Below are 17,042 nucleotides of genomic sequence, written 5' to 3'. Positions count from 1 at the left end.
CATGCTTCTGTCCCCCAATGCCATGGGGCGCCCACTGCGCACCGGCCTGTACCTGACCACTGGCGTCATCGCGGCTTTCCTGCTGCTTCCGGTGGTGTTCATCGTCCTGTTGTCGTTCGGCTCGTCCCAGTGGCTGGTGTTCCCGCCGCCAGGCTGGACCTTCAAGTGGTATGGCCAGTTCTTCTCCAACCCTGAATGGATGGACGCCGCGCTGGCCAGCCTCAAGGTCGCCGTGCTCACCACCATCGCCGCCGTGCTGCTGGGGCTGCCCACGGCGTTCGCCCTGGTGCGTGGGCGCTTTCCCGGCCGCGAGATACTCTACGGGCTGTTCACCATGCCGATGATCGTGCCGTTGGTGATCATCGCGGTGGCGGTCTATGCGCTGTTCCTCAAGCTCGGCCATACCGGCACGCTGTTCGCCTTCGTGGTCAGCCACGTGATCGTCGCACTGCCCTTCACCATCATCTCGATCATCAACTCGCTGAAGCTGTTCGACCAGTCGATCGAGGATGCCGCGGTGATCTGCGGCGCCTCGCGCCTGCAAGCGATCTTCAAGGTCACCTTCCCGGCGATTCGCCCGGGCATGATCGCCGGTGGCCTGTTCGCTTTCCTGGTCTCGTGGGACGAGGTGGTGCTGAGCGTGATGATGGCCAGTCCAGACCTGCAGACCCTGCCGGTGAAAATGTGGACGACCTTGCGCCAGGACCTCAGCCCGGTGATCGCCGTGGCCTCGACGCTGCTGATCGGCCTTTCCTTGCTTGTGATGTTCATTGCCGCCGCCTTGCGTCGGCGCACCGAAGCCAACGCCTGAGCGCGCGGAGACAACAACGATGAGTGCAGTCCTCAAAGACAACGCGCACGGCAAGACTCTGGTCAGCCTGCGCGGCCTGAACAAGCACTACGGCGACTTCACCGCCGTGGACAACCTCGATCTCGAGGTACGCGACGGCGAATTCCTGACCTTCCTCGGCTCCAGCGGTTCGGGCAAGTCCACCACCTTGTCGATGCTGGCCGGTTTCGAGACGCCAAGCAGTGGCCAGATCCTGGTGGACGGCCAGTCGCTGGTGAACGTGCCACCCCACAAGCGCGACATCGGCATGGTTTTCCAGCGCTATTCGCTATTCCCGCACCTGAACGTGCGCGACAACATCGCCTTCCCACTGGCCATCCGCAAGCTCAGTGCGGCTGAGACGACCAAGCGGGTCGACGCCATGCTCAAGCTGGTGCAGCTGGAGCAATTCGCCCATCGCAAGCCTGCGCAGATGTCCGGAGGCCAGCAGCAGCGCGTGGCGATCGCCCGGGCACTGGTCTACGAGCCTCGCATCCTGCTGATGGACGAACCGCTCGGGGCCTTGGACAAGAAATTGCGCGAAGACCTGCAGGACGAACTGCGCCACCTGCACCGGCGCCTGGGCATCACCATCGTCTACGTCACCCATGACCAGGAAGAAGCCATGCGCCTGTCCCAGCGCATCGCCATCTTCAGTCATGGCAGGATCGTCGGCCTGGGCAGTGGCTACGACCTCTACCAGAATCCGCCGAACGCCTTCGTCGCCTCGTTCCTCGGCAACTCCAACTTCCTGCGTATCGCCGCCCATGGCAACGGCTCAGGCAGCTTCGAGGGCCAGCCGCTGGCGCTGCGCCTGACGTCCGGGCTGGCCGCCGGCCAGGATGCGCTGATCATGGTCCGTCCGGAAAAAGCCCTGGCCCTGCCCCTCGAGCAGGCTGCCCGCGAGCCGTTGCCGGCCGGCTGGAACGAGGTCGGCGCCAAGGTCAGCGAAGTGCTGTTCCTCGGAGAAAGCCAGACCTGCCATGTGCTCACCGCCAACGGTACGCCGCTGACGGTCAAGGCCCTCTCGGCCGCTGGCATGTCGATGCAGCCGGGCGATCCGGTCAAGGTCCGCTGGGCGGTGGCCGATGCCTGTGTCTACACCGAATGGGCCGAGGGTGACCTGAGCAAGGCGGCCGGCGCGCACTGACTGGCGTGCCTGGCTACGCGGGACTGGCGTGACGCCCCTGGCGGCCAGTCCGGCCCTCGCCGCTCACGGTGCCTTCGGCAAGTGGCCCGGCTTCCTGGCCCATGCCTGGTTCTTGCTGTGCTTCCAGTCTCGATCGGCCGGGCTGTCAATGCTCAGGCGCCGCTGGAGGTCGCTGTAGGCACCTGCCTGGCACTGGCGGAAGCCATCGTCCCAACCGCTGGCATAACGCACGTCGCCCAGATAGGTCGTCACATCCTTGCGAAACTCTGCCAGTGCCCCGGCCGCCTGGCGCCCGCTGCCGCAGCCGTCCTGGTAGCCTCTGGCATAAAGCGGCGGGTAGCCCTCGGCCAGCATGCGCTGGGCAGTCGTCTGGCAACCGGCAAGCAGCCCCAGCGTCGAACAGACGATTGCCAATGCCCAAGCATTCTTCCGACGGGATCGAGGCTGATTCATGGTGCAGAGTTCCAGGACAGGTGCTTGCGTAAGGCCAGCATCTTGGAACCGCGGGCATCCAAGCCGCGTGAAACACAGGTGAAAAAGCCGTGGGGCGAGTGTCCCAGGGCTGCCCGGACCCAAGCCGCAGCCGTTATGGGCACGCGCTGCAGCGCGATGGGCAGCCGTCCGGGGCTGGCTGGCGAGCCTGGCGACCTCTTTGCGTCGTCGTTCAAGCGGGCCTGCCGCTGCCGACAGCACCGCCTGGTCGCCAGTCCCTGAATGCCTGCACCCCGCCCGGCCGATGCCGGGCGGTGCTGTGTTCAGCCGCTGTGATGGGTCTCGGCCAGACGGTAGACGGGCGTGGACAGCCCCTCGAAGCGTGCCTTGAGCTGCAGCGCCAGGTACAGCGAGTAATGCCGCGACTGATGCAGGTTGCCGCCGTGGAACCAGAGGTTCGGCTGCCGGGTCGGCTTCCACATGTTGCGCAGTTCGCCCTCGTAGGGGCCCGGGTCCTTGGTCGTGCCGGAGCCCAGCCCCCAGCAGCGCCCGACCTTGTCGGCGACCTTCTGGGAAATCAGCTTCGCCGCCCAGCCGTTCATCGAGCCGTAGCCGGTGGCATAGACGATCAGGTCGGCCGGCAGGCGACTGCCATCGTTGAGCACCACGGCGTCCGCCTCGATGCGCTCGACGCCGAGCCCCGGCGCGCTCCTGAGTCTGATCGTGCCGTTGGCGATCAGCTCCGAGGCACCGACATCGATGTAATAGCCTGAGCCCCGGCGCACGTACTTCATGAACAGGCCTGACTCGTCGTCACCGAAGTCGAGCATGAAACCGGCCTGCCCCAGGCGCTCGTAGAAGGCTTTGTCGCGCGCCTTGATGGCGTCGAACAGCGGCCGATGAAAGCTTGGCATGACTTTGTAGGGGATCGAGGCGAAGAGCATGTCCGCCTTGTCGGTGGTCAGGCCACGCTCGACGGCCTCCTCCGAATACAGCCCGCCGAAGACCAGCTCCATCAGGCTGTCCGAGCGCACGATATGGGTCGAGGAACGCTGCACCATGGTCACCTCGGCGCCGTTCTCGACCAGGTCCGCACAGATGTCATGCGCCGAGTTGTTGGCACCGATGACCACGGCGCGCTTGCCACGCCAGGCGTCACCGCCAGGATGGCCGCTGGAGTGATGCTGCTGACCCTTGAAGGTCTCGGCGCCTGGATACTGCGGTACGTTGGGCACGCCGGACATGCCGGTGGCCAGGATCAGCTGGGTCGGTTGCAGCATCAGGCGCTCGCCGTTGCGCTCGACCTCTACCGTCCAGCTGCCGGCCTGCTCGTCGAAACGCGCGCCGATGCATTCGGTACGCGCCCAGTAGTTGAGCTCCATGACCTTGGCATACATCTCCAGCCAGTCACCGATCTGGTCCTTGGGCGTGAAGACTGGCCAATGCTCGGGGAATGGCAGGTAGGGCATGTGGTCGTACCAGACCGGGTCGTGCAGGCACAGCGACTTGTAGCGGCCCCGCCACTGGTCGCCGGGACGCTCGGCCTTGTCGATGATCAGGGTCGGGACCCCCAGGCGCTTGAGGCGCGCGGCAAGGCCCAGGCCACCCTGCCCGCCGCCGACGATCAGGCAGTAAGGCTGGGTGGTGATACCCAGCGAGGCTTCTTCGTCACGCCGGCGTTCCAGCCAGTTGCGCTTGTCGGCATGGCCATGGCCGTGGTTGGCGCCCAACGGACGGCGGCGGCCGCTGGGTTCCTCGAAACCTTTGAGCTCGCGCATGGCGGTGAGCAGCGTCCAGCACAGGCCATCCTTGAGCCGCACGTAGCCTTTGCCACGTGCCACGTCGGTTTCCAGGCTGATCCAGCCTTCGAGCACACCGTCTTCCAGCGTCGCCTCACCTTCCACTCGCCATTGCTCGGGACGAGTCTGCTCGAGGCGGGTTTCGAGCATGTCACGGATGGCCGGCTTGCCTTCGAGGGTCACCAGGTTCCAGCTGAACAGCAGCAGGTCACGCCAGTAGCATTCTTGGGCGAAGAGTTCGAGCGTAGCGTCCAGGTCGCCTTGGGCAAGCTGCGCGGACAAGCGCTCGACCCAGGCCGTGAGCTGGGCCGTAGGGGTCTGCAGGGGTGTTTCGATCGCGACGTTCATGGGGCTTCTCCCAATTCTTGTTGTTGTGGCCCTGAGCCTTGAGCAAAGGCCGGGCCAGGTTTCCCCAAACCCCGTCGCAGAGCCATCGCGTTGCTCTACAGGATGCTTGCCGGGCGGCTGTCAGCGCTTCGATCTGTCACGCCGCTGGCCGCTTGGATGACAAAGTGTCACCCAGCACGAGACACACGGGCCCGGTCTTGATCTAGGCTAGCTGGAGTCACGATCGCAGTGGAGAACAACAACGATGACGCCTGCCTCGATCAGTACCCATGCGCGCCAGGTGCTGCAAGCCGTGCAAGGTGCGCATGCGCTGCACGGCCCGAGCGGCGATCCGGCCATCACCCGCTCCTGGCGCCGTTGCCTCGACCAGCATCACCTCGACCCGGCCAGCCGCCAGGCACCCGACGTGCTCGAACATCCACGCCTGCAGGACCATCGGGCACCTCTGGAACACATCATCAAGGTGGCCCGCTGGCAGATGAGCAGCCTGCACCAGCAGCTCGGTGGCGATGGCCAGGTGGTGCTGCTGACCGACGCCCATGGCGTGGTGATCGACAGCGTCCACAACCAGGCCGAACGCGCTACGTTCCGGCGTGCCGGGCTCTGGCTCGGCGCGATGTGGAGCGAGGAGCGCGAGGGCACCAATGGCGTCGGTACCTGCCTGGTCGAGCGCCAGCACGTGACCATTCGCCGGGAGGAGCACTTCCGTGGCCGGCACGCCGGCCTGAGTTGTTCGGCCAGCCCGATCTTCGATCCGCACGGGGAGCTGCTGGCGGTGCTCAACCTCTCTTCCAGCGGCGAAGACCACAGCCTGCACCGACGCTTCCAGGCCATGGCCCTGACCAACCTGTCGGCGAAGCTGATCGAGAACTGCTTCTTTCTCGGGCATGACACCCATCGTTACCTGCTGCGCTTGCACCCCGAGGCGCGCTTCGTCGGGCTGCTGGGCGAAGGCCTGCTGGCTTTCGACGAAGCCGCGCGCATCTGTTCGGTGAACCAGGCGGCGCTGGAGCTGCTGGGCCAGACACGCGCCCAACTGTTGGGCCAACGCTTGGCGATGCTGCTGGAAACCCCGTTGGAGCAGGTGCTTGGCCAGGCCAGCGCGCAGCCGGGCGTCTGCTGGCCGCTGCGATTGGTCGATGGGCGCCTGTTCTACGCGCAACTGCGCCTGCCCGCGCGTCCTGCGCCAAGTCCGGTGATGGCCGAACCAACGATCGTCGACCCGCATGCCTGCCTCGAGGATCCGCGCTTGCAGCGCAGCCTCAGCCAGGCAGCACGGGTATTGGAACGAGATGTCCCGGTGTTCCTGCATGGCGAGACCGGCACTGGCAAGGAAGTCTTCGCCGCCGCCTTGCACCGCGCCAGTTCGCGCGCCGGCCAGCCGTTCGTGGCGATCAACTGCGCGGCCATCCCCGAAACGCTGATCGAAAGCGAATTGTTCGGCTATCGAGGTGGCAGTTTTACCGGTGCACGCAAGGAAGGCATGGTCGGCAAGCTCGAGCAGGCCCATCGCGGCACGCTGTTGCTGGACGAAATCGGCGATATGCCGCTGGCCTTGCAGACGCGCCTGCTGCGCGTGCTCGAAGAGCGTCAGGTCGTGCCCCTGGGCGGCGCGGCGGCGCGTGCGCTGGATGTGCGGATCATCAGCGCCAGCCACCAGGACCTGCGCGAACGGGTCGCTGAAGGGCGTTTTCGCGACGACCTGTATTATCGGCTGTGCGGGTTCACCGTACAGCTTCCGCCGCTGCGCGCACGCTCGGACAAAGGCAGCCTGTTCGATCGGCTGTTATGCGAAGAGGCAGCCGGGTTGGACATCGTCCTGGAGCCAGGCGTGAAGGAGCGGCTGCTTGCCTACGCCTGGCCAGGCAATGTTCGTCAGTTGCGTACCTGCCTGCGCACCCTGACAGCGCTTGCCTGGGAAGGACGTGTCAGCCTGGAGGACGTGGCGCAAGTGCTACCCGGGCAGGACCCCATGACCAGCTCGGAAGAGGATCCTCTGGGCCGCTCCGAACGGCAGACCCTGCTTGAGTTGATCGAACAGGAGCGCTGGCATATCGGCCGCGTCGCTGCTCGGCTGGGTGTCAGTCGCAATACCTTGTATCGCAAGCTGCGCCAGCATGGCATCGCACGCCATGGGCTGGCCGAAGGCTGAGACGAGCCTTGTGCGCCAACCTGTCAGCGCAGCGTGTAGCCCAGTTGCCAGGCGCGCGGGATGAACGCGGTGGCGCTGGCCAGCAGCAGGCTGAGGGCCGCGCACACTGCCAGGGCGGCGAGGCCCAGGTGCAGTTGCAGGAGGACGCCGGCGCTGGCACCGGCCAGCATGCCTGTCCAGGGAATCAGCTGGACTCTCCAGCCGGCCCGACGGTCACCTAGCAGCCAGCGGCCTAGCCCCCGGCCAAATCGAGACAAGGCTCCGGTCACGTAGGTCAGCCCGATGGGCAAGCCGTTGACCTGCTCGACGACTGCATTGAGCATGCCCATGGCCAGCACGGCGCTCACCAGCGCTGGCGTGATCCACGGCACGGGCAGCGCCGCCATGGCGAGCAGGAGCGCTACCAGGACCAGCAGCACCGCCGCCTTGCGCCTGAAGCGCCGGGCCACCACCACGCCAAGCGCATTGCCCAGGACGAAGCTTGCGATGAGCAGCGACAGGCGCAACAAGGTGGTCAGGTCGCCTTGCCCGATCGCCACGGCGAGCCGGGTAGTGTTGCCGCTCATGAACGACACGAAGTCGCCGGCCGCTAGGAAACCGATGGCGTCGGTCATTCCAGCCAGCACGGACAAACCGGCGACCACGCCCAGACCGATGCGCCCGCGCAGGGCATGCAGCCTGACCCGCTTGGCTGTGTAGGGGGACGGAGGTGATGGCAGCATGGCAGTCCTGACGTGGCATTCTGGCCCAAAGGGGCAGGTCGCCCTGCTGGCAACCTGCCTTCACGAAGCTCGGCCCCCTATGGTAGAACATCTGGTGCCGCGCAGGGCATGACGCAAGCCCGACTAGCGCCACGCGCCTCGCTCAGGCCGGCCGCGCGCCTTGCAACCGATGATGCTCGAGCAGAAAGTCGACGAACACCCGCACCCGCGCCGGCATGGCCGGGCCGCCCACGAACACCGCATGGATCGGCTCGTGATCGCCAGGGTTAAAGTCCTCGAGCAGCGGCACCAGCCGGCCGCGGCGAATGTCGTCAGCCACCGTGAAGGTGCCGATGCGCGCGATGCCGGCACCGAGTCGGGCCAGCTGGGCGAGCGCCTCGCCGCTGCTGCATTCGATCGAGCCGGTGACTTTCACCGAGAATGCCTGCCCTTCGCGGCGAAACGGCCAGTCGGATACGGCCCGGCGGAAGTTGAAGCGCAGGCAGTTGTGCCGAGCCAGATCCTCGGGCACACGAGGCGTGCCGTGACGTTCCAGGTAGTCTGGCGCCGCGACGATCACCTGCGCGGTATCGCCCAGGCGCCGGGCAGTCAGCGGACTGTCCGGCAGGTGGCCGAAGCGCAGCGCGACATCTGCCTGGCCGGCGAGGACATCGACGATCTCGTCTCCCAACGCAAGGTCCACGAGCACCTGCGGATAGCGAGCGGTGAAGGCCGCCACCAGGGGCACTACCGTCAAGCGCCCGTGGCCGAGCGCGGCGCTGACTCGCAGGCGGCCCCTGGGCACGCCCTGGTCGGCAATGCCCTGCTCGACTTCGGCCATGTCGGCGAGGATGCGCCGCGCACCGCGCAGGTAGGCCTCGCCCTCGGCGGTCAGCGTCAGTGCCCGCGTGGTACGCAGCAACAGGCGCGCGCCCAGCCGCTGCTCGAGCCGGGCGACGATGCGGCTGACCGCCGAGGGGGTCAGGCCCAAGGCCCTGGCCGCGGCGGAGAGGCTGCCCTGTTGCATCACCTTGGCGAACACCTCCATTTCACCGACGCGCCCCCGTAACTCCATTCGTGCCTCCAACGCAAAAGTGTATGTCGTAAAGAACGGCTACCGCACATGCCAGGCGCATCGTAGCATCTGCGGCACAGATCAGGAGTTTTCCATGCGTATCAATCCACCCCTTGCAGCACTCGCCATCGGTGCCTTTGGCATTGGCGTCACCGAATTCGCCCCCATGGGCATGCTACCGGGCATTGCCGAGGATCTTGGCGTATCCATTCCGGCAGCGGGACTGCTGGTCAGCGCCTACGCCGTGGGCGTGCTGATCGGTGCCCCGCTGATGACCCTGGCCACGGTCAAGGTAGCGCGGCGCTACCTGCTGATCGGCCTGATGGCCATCTTCACCCTGGGCAACCTGATGTCGGCCTTGGCCACCGACTACCAGAGTCTGCTCATCGCCCGCGTGATCACCTCCCTCAACCATGGCGCGTTCTTCGGCGTAGGGGCCATCGTTGCCGCCAACGTCGTGCCCCCCGAGCGGCAGGCTGGCGCCGTGGCCACGATGTTCATGGGGCTGACGCTGGCGACCATTGGCGGGGTGCCGCTGGCCACCTGGTTCGGTGAATGGCTCGGCTGGCGCACCGCGTTTGCCGGTATTGCCGGCTTCGGCGTCCTGGCCATGGCCTCGCTCTGGTACGCCCTGCCCGACCTGCCGATGCCTCGCAACGATGGCGCGCTGGCGGAAATCCGTGTCCTGGGGCGCGCACCCGTGCTGGCTGCACTGGCCCTGACGGTCGTCGGCTCGGGAGCAATGTTCACCGTCTTCACCTATATCGCACCCATCCTGCATAGCCAGACTCACGCCTCCACTCCCTTCATCACCGCCATGCTGGTGCTGTTCGGTGTCGGCCTGACGCTAGGCAACATGTGGGGTGGCAAGGCCGCGGATCGTTCGGTCGATCGCACCTTGGTCGTCTCGCTGGTGACGCTGATCGCGGTATTGCTGGCTTTCTCGGTGCTGATGCGCTGGCCACTGCCGACCGCCCTGGCGATCCTGGTCTGGGGCGCGGCGAGCTTTGCCCTGGTACCGCCCTTGCAGATGCGCGTCATGGAAGCGGCCAAGGCCGCGCCGAACCTGGCCTCGGCGGTCAACATCGGGGCCTTCAACCTGGGCAATGCGATCGGCGCCGTGCTCGGTGGCGCAGTGATCGATGCCGGACTGGGCTATGCCGCGATACCCCTGGCAGGTGCCATGATGGCCGGGTTGGGACTGGTGATGGTCGTGTGCCTGGCCTGGCGCTCGCGCTCGGCGGTGCCTGAGCAGCAATGCAAGCCGGACCCAGTGGCCTAGCGGGACCACACCAGGCAAGCCGGGGCCGGCGCATCGTCGAGGCCCCGGCACCAAGCGCGCCGGGGCCGTGCAGACTCAGTCGCTGTCGATATGCCCGATCGGGGTACGCGCCTCGTAGTAGCGGCCAGGCTGTTCGAGCATGCGCAACCTCCCCGCGCAGGACGCCAGCAGCGGTGTCTCCATCTTCATCGCCTCCATCACCGCGATGACCTGGCCCGCTTCCACCGTGGCGCCCTCCTCGACCAGCCAGGCGTGCAGATTGCCGGCGATCGGTGTGCACACTGTCCGCGGATCGGCTACTGGCGCAGGCACGGCAGCGCCTTGCGGTGCCGCCGCAAAGTCCAGGGTCAGGCCCGAAAGCAGGGCCGTCGGCAACCCAAGCTGGTGGCGCTTGCCATCGATCTCGACGAAGGTGCGCACGACCCCAGGGTCGGCCAACGCTGCGCTGCGCGGGGCGATTTCGACCTGTTCGGCGAAGTCGGTCTCGATCCAGCGGGTATGGACCGCGAACCTGTCCTCGGCGGTGAAGTCGGCGTGCTCCATGACCGCGCGGTGGAACGGCAGCACGGTCGCCACGCCTTCGATGCGAAACTCCGCCAGGGCGCGGCGCGCGCGGCGGATGGCTTGTTCACGAGTGCTGCCCGTGACGATCAGCTTGGCGATCATCGAGTCGAAACTGGGCGAGACAGGCGAGCCTTCGTCGACGCCGGTGTCCAGGCGCACGCCTGGACCGCTCGGTGCCTGGAAGCGCTCGAGGGTGCCTGGCGTAGGCAGGAAACCGTTACCGGCATCCTCGGCGTTGATGCGAAATTCGAAGCTGTGGCCACGCGGCGTCGGGGTGCCTTGGAAAGACAAGGGCAGGCCCTGGGCGACCCGAAGCTGCTCGATCACCAGGTCGATCCCGCTGGTTTCCTCGGTGACCGGATGCTCCACCTGCAGACGGGTATTGACCTCCAGGAACGACAAGGTGCCATCGCGGCTGAGCAGGAACTCCACGGTACCCGCGCCGACGTAACCGGCCTCGGTACAGATGTCGCGGGCCGAATCATGGATGCGCTGGCGCAGGGCGTCATCGAGATACGGCGCTGGCGCCTCCTCGATGAGCTTCTGGTTGCGGCGCTGGAGCGAACAATCGCGGGTACCGACCACTACCACCCGACCGTGGCGATCGGCGATGACCTGCGCCTCGATGTGACGCGGGCGATCGAGGAAGCGTTCGACGAAACACTCCCCGCGACCGAACGCCGCCGTGGCTTCGCGCACCGCCGACTGGTACAGCTCGCTCACTTCGTCCATTCGCCAGGCGACTTTCAGGCCGCGGCCACCGCCGCCGAATGCCGCCTTGATGGCAATCGGCAGGCCATGTTGCTCGGCGAATGCCAGAACTTCGCTGGCGTCCTTCACCGGATCCTGGGTTCCGGCCACCAGTGGCGCACCTACCTTCAAGGCGATACGCCGAGCCTGCACCTTGTCGCCCAAGGCATCGATGGTCGCCGGATCAGGACCGATCCAGAGCAGGCCGGCATCGATCACCGCCCGAGCGAAATCAGCGCGCTCGGACAGGAAGCCATAGCCGGGGTGCACGGCATCGGCTCCCGATCGTCTGGCGACATCGAGCAGCTTGCCGATGTCCAGGTAGCTGTCGGCAGGCCGCTGGCCATCGAGGGCATAGGCTTCGTCGGCCTGGCGGACGTGCAGGGCCTCGACATCGGCGTCGGCGTAGACAGCGACAGAGGCCACGCCATGGTCTCGACAGGCACGGGCGATGCGTACGGCGATTTCGCCACGGTTGGCGATCAGGACCTTTTTCATCAGTTTCGATTCTCGTCGGCAGGGGCTGGATGCACGGGCTCGAAGGCACCCAGCGGATTGAAGCGAATGCAGGCGTTGACCGGGACCTGGCCGGCCAGGTCCAGGTGATGGGGCGCGACTACACCGATCACCGGATAACCGCCGGTCAACGGATGATCGGCCAGGAACAACACCGGTTGGCCACTGGGGGGTACCTGGATGGCGCCGGCCACCGTGCCCTCGCTGGGCAGCTCGTCGTGCCTGGCCCGTTCCAGCGGTCGCTCGCCGGCCAGGCGGATCCCGATACGGTTGGACTGGGCCGTCACCTGCCAGGTCTGTTGCGCCAGCAGCGCCTGGGCCTGCGCGGTGAACCAGTCAGTGCGCGGGCCTGGAATCACGTCCAGAGTCACGACCTGGCCGGCGCGGGGCATGGCGAAGGCCGGTTGCTCGCTGGTCGACACCGCGGCGCCGCCCACGCGGCAATGAAAGCCGAGCCGCTCACCGGCGCGCACAGGTGCCGGGCCGACCTGCGCCAACGTGTCGGTGGACAGGCTGCCCAGCACCGGCTCGCGAATGAAACCACCACGGATCGCCAGGTAGTTGCGCAGCCCCGCGGATGGTGCCTCGAGGCTGACCAGGTCGCCCTCCTCCAGGCTGAACGGCGCATGGCAGGCAGGATGTAGCACCTGGCCTGTGGCACTGCGCACCTGGACCACGGTTTCGGCGCCAGTGACCGCTGCCACCGTGCGCCCGTGACAGACGAAGCTCAAGCCGCCCATCAGCACCTCCAGGCAGGCATCGGTCGCGCGATTGCCCACCGCGCGGTTGGCAGCGCGCAGTGCGCCCCGGTCCATCGCGCCGGACGCCGAGACACCTTGGCCGGCGTGGCCAGGCCGGCCAAGATCCTGCAGCAGTGTCTGCAGGCCTGGGGCAATGATTTCCAGGCAGGCGCCGCCACCGGGCTCGGTCATTCGGCGTTCGGGCACGGCTACCGAGACAGCACCCGTTGGCCGTGGGCCGGCATCGACGAAGCGCACGCGATAACCTGGCTGCAAGAGCGCCGGCTCATCGCGCTGCAGGTCCCACAGGCGCGCGTCGGTCGCGCCGATGATCTGCCAGCCGCCAGGGCTGGCCTGCGGATAGATGCCGCTGAATTCGCCGGCCAGGGCCACGGCACCGGCCGGGATGCGCGTGCGCGGCGTGCTGCGCCGGGGCACGACGAAGCCGGCCCCGCCGCTGAGGTAGGCAAATCCCGGCGCGAAGCCGCAGAACGCGACATCATAGTCCGAAGCCGTGTGGCGACTGATGACTTCGTCGGTCTCGATGCCTAGCATGCGCGCCACTTCGGCAAGGTCTTGGCCGTCGTAATGCACCGCAATCTCGACCCGCTTGCCGGCCTGGCGCTGCCTGCCGCGCACGTCGCACGCCGCGATCCGTGCGGCCAGGGCTTCTCGACCAAGGGAAACGGGGCAGAAGTGCACGAGCAGCGTGCGTGCTGCCGGCACCATTTCCCGTACGCCAGGGATGGGCGAGCGCTGCAGGGCGTCGAACAGGTCCAGGGTCTGCTCCAGGTTCGCCAGCTCGACCAGCAGCGCATCCAGACCGACCGGAAAGAAACGCATGATCCACTCCTATACGTGGTAATGGCTGTCGGGCACGTCGGTAATGAACATATGGCCCGGGGCATGGGAAATCGCGAACGGTACGCCAGAGGCCATGACCGCGGCTTGCGGGGTGACACCGCAGGCCCAGAACACCGGAACCTCGCCCGGCCTGATGGTGACCGCCTCGCCGAAATCGGGCCGGGACAGGTCGGCGATACCGAGCAAGCCCGGCTCCGCGACATGCACCGGGGCGCCATGCACGCCTGGGTAGCGCGATGTGATTCGAGCCGCATCGGCCACCCGATCGGCCGCAATGGGCCGCATCGACACCACCATGTCGCCATGCAACCGCCCCGCCGGCCGGCAAGCGCGGTTGGTGCGATACATCGGGACGTTGCGGCCTTCGCTGATATGCCGCACATCGATGCCAGCGTCCAGCAGGTCGGCCTCGAAGGTGAAGCTGCAACCGATCAGGAAGCTCACCAGGTCCGGGTGTTCGTCCCATGCCGCGCGCACATCGCTGACCTCCTCGACCAGCTGGCCATCGCGCCAGATCCGGTACAGCGGCAAGTCGGTGCGCAGGTCGGCGTCAGCGGCGAGGTGGGTGGCCCACTCACCCGGCTCGGTCACGTCCAGTACCGGGCAGGCCTGCGGGTTGCGCTGGGCGAACAGCAGGAAATCGTAGGCCCAGTCACGCGGCAGGCAGATCATGTTGCACTGGGTCAGCCCAGGCGCATGACCCGCGGTCGGTGACACCAGTCCCTGGCGATGACGGGCACGCGCCGCGGCAGCGGCTTGACGGGCTTGCAGCAAGGTCTTGTCCATGCTCGTTCCTCAGGCGAAGCTGCGCAGGGTGGCGCCAGCCTCGAGCAGGCAGTGCCTGACCGTGCGGGCAATGTCGACCGCGTCCGGGCTGTCGCCATGCACGCAGATCGAATCCGCTTGCAGCTCGATGACCTGCCCGTCCTCGCTTTTGACCACGCCCTCGCGGACCAGGCGCAGCATGCGCCGGGCGATCAGTCGTGGATCGTGCAGCACGGCGCCGGGGCGATTACGCGAGACCAGGGTGCCCTGGGCGGTGTAGGCCCGATCGGCGAAAGCCTCGGCCACGCAGTGCAGGCCGGCCTCGCGTGCCCAGCCGATCAACGGGGAACTGGCCAGGCATACCAGCTTCAGCTGCGGATCGACCCGCAGCACGGCCTCGATGACCGCCGCTGCCTGGGCCTTGTCGCTGGCGATGGTGTTGTACAGCGCTCCATGTGGCTTGACGTAGCGAACCTCGGTGCCCGCTGTACGCGCCAGTGCTTGCAGCGCGCCTATCTGATAGACCACGTCGGCGCTCAGTTGCTCGGGCGCGACGGCCATGTTGCGACGACCGAAACCGACCAGATCGGGATAGGCCACATGGGCGCCGACGACGACACCGCGCGCGGCCGCCGCCTCGAGCGTGCGCAGGATGCCCAGGGGGTCACCGGCATGGAAACCACAGGCGACATTGGCGCTGGTGACGATCTCGAGCATCGCCGCGTCATCGCCCATGGACCAGGCGCCGAAGCTTTCACCCAGGTCGCTGTTCAGATCGATGGCATGCATTGAAGTGTTCTCCATGGCAGTCAGGCTGCATTGATGAAGGCGAAGATGGCGCCGGCCGACCTGTACGCCATGTACCAGGACAGCACGCAGGTGAGGATGCCGAGCACCAGCAGCCAGCGTGGATAGTGGTAGCCGTCCATCAGGTCCGAACGGCGCCAGCCGACATACATGAAGATGCTCAGACCCAACGGCAGAATAAGCCCGTTGAAGCCACCGGCGAAGACCAGCAGCGCCGCCGGCGGCTTGCCAGCCAGCACATACAGGAGCAGCGCCGTGAGGATGAAGCCGACCGTGGCCAGATGGCGGGCACGCTCGGTGATACGTCTGGAAAACACCGTGATGAAGGACATGGACGTGTAAGAGGCCCCGATCACGCTGCTGATCCCGGCTGCCCATAGCACCAGGCCGAACGCCATCAGGCCGGCCTGGCCGGCTGCCGCGCCAAAGGCCTGGGCGGCCGGATTGGCCGCCTGGCCGGACACGTCGATGACCACACCGCTGGCCACGACGCCAAGGATCGCCAGGAACAGCACGTAGCGCGCAATGCCCGTTACCAGGATCCCGGTCAGCGCTGCCCGGGACACCACCTCGATGTTCTCCACGCCCACCGTGCCACGATCGAGCAGGCGGTGCGCCCCGGCATAGGTGATGTAGCCGCCGACGGTGCCGCCGACGATCGTGGTAATCGAAGCGAAGTCGACGAAGTCAGGCCAGACCGCCTGACGCAGCGCCTCACCCAACGGCGGGTGAGAGGCGAAGGCGGCGAAGACGATCAGACCGATCTTAAGGGTACCGAGCACGATCATGATGCGGTCCATGGCGACACCAGCACGCTGCGAAGAAAAGATGCCGATCGCCACCAGTGCGCTCAATGCGCCGCCCCACTTCGGGTCCAGACCGGTCAGCGCGTTGAGGCCCAGGCCGGCCCCGGCGATGTTGCCCAGGCTGAACACCAGGCCGCCGAAGATCACCAGCACCGCCAGCACATAGCCGCTGCCTGGTATGGCCGTGTTCGCCAAATCCGAAGCACGCATGCGGGTCAGGGTCACGATACGCCAGACGTTCAGCTGCACGACGAAGTCGATCAGGATCGAAGCCAGGATGCCGAAGGCGAAGGCAGCGCCCAAGGTGGCGGTGAACGTGGCGGTCTGGGTCAGGAAGCCCGGACCGATAGCGGAGGTGGCCATCATGAAGATCGCCGCGATCAAGGATGAACGCCGGGCCCGGGTGAACTCGCAAGCAGTCTGTTTCACAGCATCGTTCCTGCAATGAGTGGTCTTGGCGTTCAGCAACATGTGTGCCACAAGGCAAGAATACTGGCTGAAACGAGGAACGATAGCGATTCAATTGTTCAACAATCTTTATTTGATGAATGAGACATTCGCACCGAATTGTTACCCTTTCACCCACCCGTGCTACTTGATGGAGCACACGGGCGATTGTTTCTTGCCACACCCGCTGCGCTCGGAGAACATGCCGGTGTCATTCTCAGCCTGGATCGCCAATGAACGACCCGTGCACCGCTCATCCCCGTTCCCTGAACGAGTCCATCACCCATGAACTGCGCCGGATGCTGGTCGAAGGCGAACTGGCGCCCGGCCAGAGGCTGTCCGAAGCGGCCTTGGCCGAGAGCCTGCAAATCTCGCGCAACACCCTGCGCGAGGCGTTCCGAGTGCTCACCCGGGAAGGCTTGCTCAAGCACGAACCCAATCGTGGGGTGACCGTGGCCGAACCCGACATGGCCTCGATCATCGATATCTACCGGGTGCGTCGCTTCATAGAATGCAAGGCCATCGCCCAGGGCTTTCCCCTGCATCCGGGCACGTTGAAGATGCGCGAGGCCGTCGAGGCTGGGATGCGCGCAAGGGAAGCGACGGACTGGGTCGGCGTCGGGACCGCGAACATGCGCTTTCACAAAGCCATCGTCGAACTTGCCGACAGTCCGCGTCTGCTGGCGTTCTACGGGCAGATCGCGGCGGAGCTGCGGCTGGCCTTCGGCGTGCTCGGCGATCCGCAGTTCCTGCACCTGCCCTACCTGGACATGAACGCGGCCATTCTGCGCTGTGTCGAGGAGGGCCGCGCCGAAGAAGCCATGCGCATGCTCGAGGACTATCTGGTGCAATCGGAGCGGATCGTTCTGGCGGCCTATGAGCGGCGGACCCGGCGCTGAGGCTTTGTACGAAAAGTCGCCGAGCGGCGATCAGGCAAGGCGAAAACAGGCGAGGAACGGCCGGGGTCGCGCTCGACTTTACTGGGTGTAAATGCGCATTCCGAGCCTGTTTTCAA

General features: G+C 66.3%; 14 protein-coding genes. 5 read left to right on the top strand and 9 right to left on the bottom strand.

Annotated elements, in window-relative coordinates; translation table 11 throughout:
* Window position 1: 1 nt before the first annotated feature.
* Together ACY8GK_RS04450 and ACY8GK_RS04445 are read left to right on the top strand one after the other, a co-directional pair.
* On the top strand, window positions 2-811 hold the full coding sequence (locus tag ACY8GK_RS04450; protein WP_462402435.1) for an ABC transporter permease: 810 nt from the start codon (window positions 2-4) through the stop codon (window positions 809-811).
* 19 nt (window positions 812-830) lie between these two features.
* Entirely contained in the window at window positions 831-1,979 is a 1,149-nt protein-coding gene (locus ACY8GK_RS04445; protein WP_196174895.1) for an ABC transporter ATP-binding protein, read from the top strand.
* Between the two features lie 63 nt (window positions 1,980-2,042).
* On the opposite strand, the gene ACY8GK_RS04440 is transcribed toward ACY8GK_RS04445, so the two are convergent.
* Complete coding sequence (locus tag ACY8GK_RS04440) at window positions 2,043-2,432, bottom strand: hypothetical protein (RefSeq protein WP_196174896.1); 390 nt, start codon at window positions 2,430-2,432, stop codon at window positions 2,043-2,045.
* 302 nt (window positions 2,433-2,734) lie between these two features.
* On the bottom strand, window positions 2,735-4,558 hold the full coding sequence (locus ACY8GK_RS04435; protein WP_462402434.1) for an NAD(P)/FAD-dependent oxidoreductase: 1,824 nt from the start codon (window positions 4,556-4,558) through the stop codon (window positions 2,735-2,737).
* A 244-nt stretch (window positions 4,559-4,802) separates the two neighbouring features.
* Here ACY8GK_RS04435 and ACY8GK_RS04430 point away from each other — a divergent pair, with 244 nt between their 5' ends.
* Window positions 4,803-6,710 (top strand): sigma-54-dependent Fis family transcriptional regulator, encoded by a 1,908-nt coding sequence (locus ACY8GK_RS04430; protein ID WP_462402433.1) that lies wholly within the window; start codon window positions 4,803-4,805, stop codon window positions 6,708-6,710.
* Window positions 6,711-6,733: 23 nt separating this feature from the next.
* On the opposite strand, the gene ACY8GK_RS04425 is transcribed toward ACY8GK_RS04430, so the two are convergent.
* Both ACY8GK_RS04425 and ACY8GK_RS04420 read right to left on the bottom strand, forming a co-directional pair.
* Entirely contained in the window at window positions 6,734-7,432 is a 699-nt protein-coding gene (locus ACY8GK_RS04425) for a YoaK family protein (protein WP_196174899.1), read from the bottom strand.
* Window positions 7,433-7,574: 142 nt separating this feature from the next.
* On the bottom strand, window positions 7,575-8,486 hold the full coding sequence (locus ACY8GK_RS04420) for a LysR family transcriptional regulator (protein ID WP_462402432.1): 912 nt from the start codon (window positions 8,484-8,486) through the stop codon (window positions 7,575-7,577).
* Between the two features lie 94 nt (window positions 8,487-8,580).
* On the opposite strand from ACY8GK_RS04420, the gene ACY8GK_RS04415 reads away from it, so the two are divergent.
* Complete coding sequence (locus ACY8GK_RS04415; RefSeq protein WP_196174901.1) at window positions 8,581-9,768, top strand: MFS transporter; 1,188 nt, start codon at window positions 8,581-8,583, stop codon at window positions 9,766-9,768.
* A gap of 75 nt (window positions 9,769-9,843) precedes the next feature.
* Here the strand turns inward: ACY8GK_RS04415 and ACY8GK_RS04410 are convergent, their stop codons facing one another.
* Genes ACY8GK_RS04410 through ACY8GK_RS04390 form a run of 5 tightly spaced genes read right to left on the bottom strand, consistent with a single transcriptional unit; the run spans window position 9,844 to window position 16,051 of the window.
* Window positions 9,844-11,580 (bottom strand): ATP-binding protein, encoded by a 1,737-nt coding sequence (locus ACY8GK_RS04410; protein WP_196174902.1) that lies wholly within the window; start codon window positions 11,578-11,580, stop codon window positions 9,844-9,846.
* Complete coding sequence (locus tag ACY8GK_RS04405) at window positions 11,580-13,181, bottom strand: 5-oxoprolinase subunit B/C family protein (protein WP_462402431.1); 1,602 nt, start codon at window positions 13,179-13,181, stop codon at window positions 11,580-11,582. Before ACY8GK_RS04405 ends, ACY8GK_RS04410 begins: the two co-directional genes overlap by 1 nt.
* 9 nt (window positions 13,182-13,190) lie before the next feature.
* The gene (locus ACY8GK_RS04400) at window positions 13,191-13,988 is read right to left on the bottom strand and encodes a putative hydro-lyase (RefSeq protein WP_196174904.1); all 798 of its coding nucleotides are present in this window, start codon (window positions 13,986-13,988) and stop codon (window positions 13,191-13,193) included.
* 9 nt (window positions 13,989-13,997) lie between these two features.
* Window positions 13,998-14,756: a LamB/YcsF family protein gene (locus ACY8GK_RS04395; RefSeq protein WP_462402430.1), complete on the bottom strand. Its 759-nt coding sequence runs from the start codon at window positions 14,754-14,756 to the stop codon at window positions 13,998-14,000.
* A 20-nt stretch (window positions 14,757-14,776) separates the two neighbouring features.
* Window positions 14,777-16,051: an NRAMP family divalent metal transporter gene (locus ACY8GK_RS04390; protein WP_196174906.1), complete on the bottom strand. Its 1,275-nt coding sequence runs from the start codon at window positions 16,049-16,051 to the stop codon at window positions 14,777-14,779.
* Between the two features lie 209 nt (window positions 16,052-16,260).
* Between ACY8GK_RS04390 and ACY8GK_RS04385 the strand changes: the two genes are divergently transcribed.
* On the top strand, window positions 16,261-16,926 hold the full coding sequence (locus ACY8GK_RS04385) for a GntR family transcriptional regulator (RefSeq protein WP_196174907.1): 666 nt from the start codon (window positions 16,261-16,263) through the stop codon (window positions 16,924-16,926).
* Window positions 16,927-17,042 lie beyond the last annotated feature (116 nt).

This window comes from Pseudomonas sp. Marseille-QA0332, from assembly GCF_054950175.1.
The sequence above is the reverse complement of the archived record's forward strand: the minus strand, read 5'-3'. Positions and strand labels throughout refer to the sequence as shown.

What these genes read in the sequence shown, in the direction of transcription:
- ACY8GK_RS04435 (WP_462402434.1), bottom strand. Translation starts at nt 4,558, where the DNA reads ATGAACGTCGCGATCGAAACACCCCTGCAGACCCCTACGGCCCAGCTC.
- ACY8GK_RS04410 (WP_196174902.1), bottom strand. Translation starts at nt 11,580, where the DNA reads ATGAAAAAGGTCCTGATCGCCAACCGTGGCGAAATCGCCGTACGCATC.
- ACY8GK_RS04385 (WP_196174907.1), top strand. Translation starts at nt 16,261, where the DNA reads ATGAACGACCCGTGCACCGCTCATCCCCGTTCCCTGAACGAGTCCATC.
- ACY8GK_RS04445 (WP_196174895.1), top strand. Translation starts at nt 831, where the DNA reads ATGAGTGCAGTCCTCAAAGACAACGCGCACGGCAAGACTCTGGTCAGC.
- ACY8GK_RS04430 (WP_462402433.1), top strand. Translation starts at nt 4,803, where the DNA reads ATGACGCCTGCCTCGATCAGTACCCATGCGCGCCAGGTGCTGCAAGCC.
- ACY8GK_RS04420 (WP_462402432.1), bottom strand. Translation starts at nt 8,486, where the DNA reads ATGGAGTTACGGGGGCGCGTCGGTGAAATGGAGGTGTTCGCCAAGGTG.
- ACY8GK_RS04415 (WP_196174901.1), top strand. Translation starts at nt 8,581, where the DNA reads ATGCGTATCAATCCACCCCTTGCAGCACTCGCCATCGGTGCCTTTGGC.
- ACY8GK_RS04425 (WP_196174899.1), bottom strand. Translation starts at nt 7,432, where the DNA reads ATGCTGCCATCACCTCCGTCCCCCTACACAGCCAAGCGGGTCAGGCTG.
- ACY8GK_RS04450 (WP_462402435.1), top strand. Translation starts at nt 2, where the DNA reads ATGCTTCTGTCCCCCAATGCCATGGGGCGCCCACTGCGCACCGGCCTG.
- ACY8GK_RS04440 (WP_196174896.1), bottom strand. Translation starts at nt 2,432, where the DNA reads ATGAATCAGCCTCGATCCCGTCGGAAGAATGCTTGGGCATTGGCAATC.
- ACY8GK_RS04400 (WP_196174904.1), bottom strand. Translation starts at nt 13,988, where the DNA reads ATGGACAAGACCTTGCTGCAAGCCCGTCAAGCCGCTGCCGCGGCGCGT.
- ACY8GK_RS04390 (WP_196174906.1), bottom strand. Translation starts at nt 16,051, where the DNA reads ATGTTGCTGAACGCCAAGACCACTCATTGCAGGAACGATGCTGTGAAA.
- ACY8GK_RS04395 (WP_462402430.1), bottom strand. Translation starts at nt 14,756, where the DNA reads ATGCATGCCATCGATCTGAACAGCGACCTGGGTGAAAGCTTCGGCGCC.
- ACY8GK_RS04405 (WP_462402431.1), bottom strand. Translation starts at nt 13,181, where the DNA reads ATGCGTTTCTTTCCGGTCGGTCTGGATGCGCTGCTGGTCGAGCTGGCG.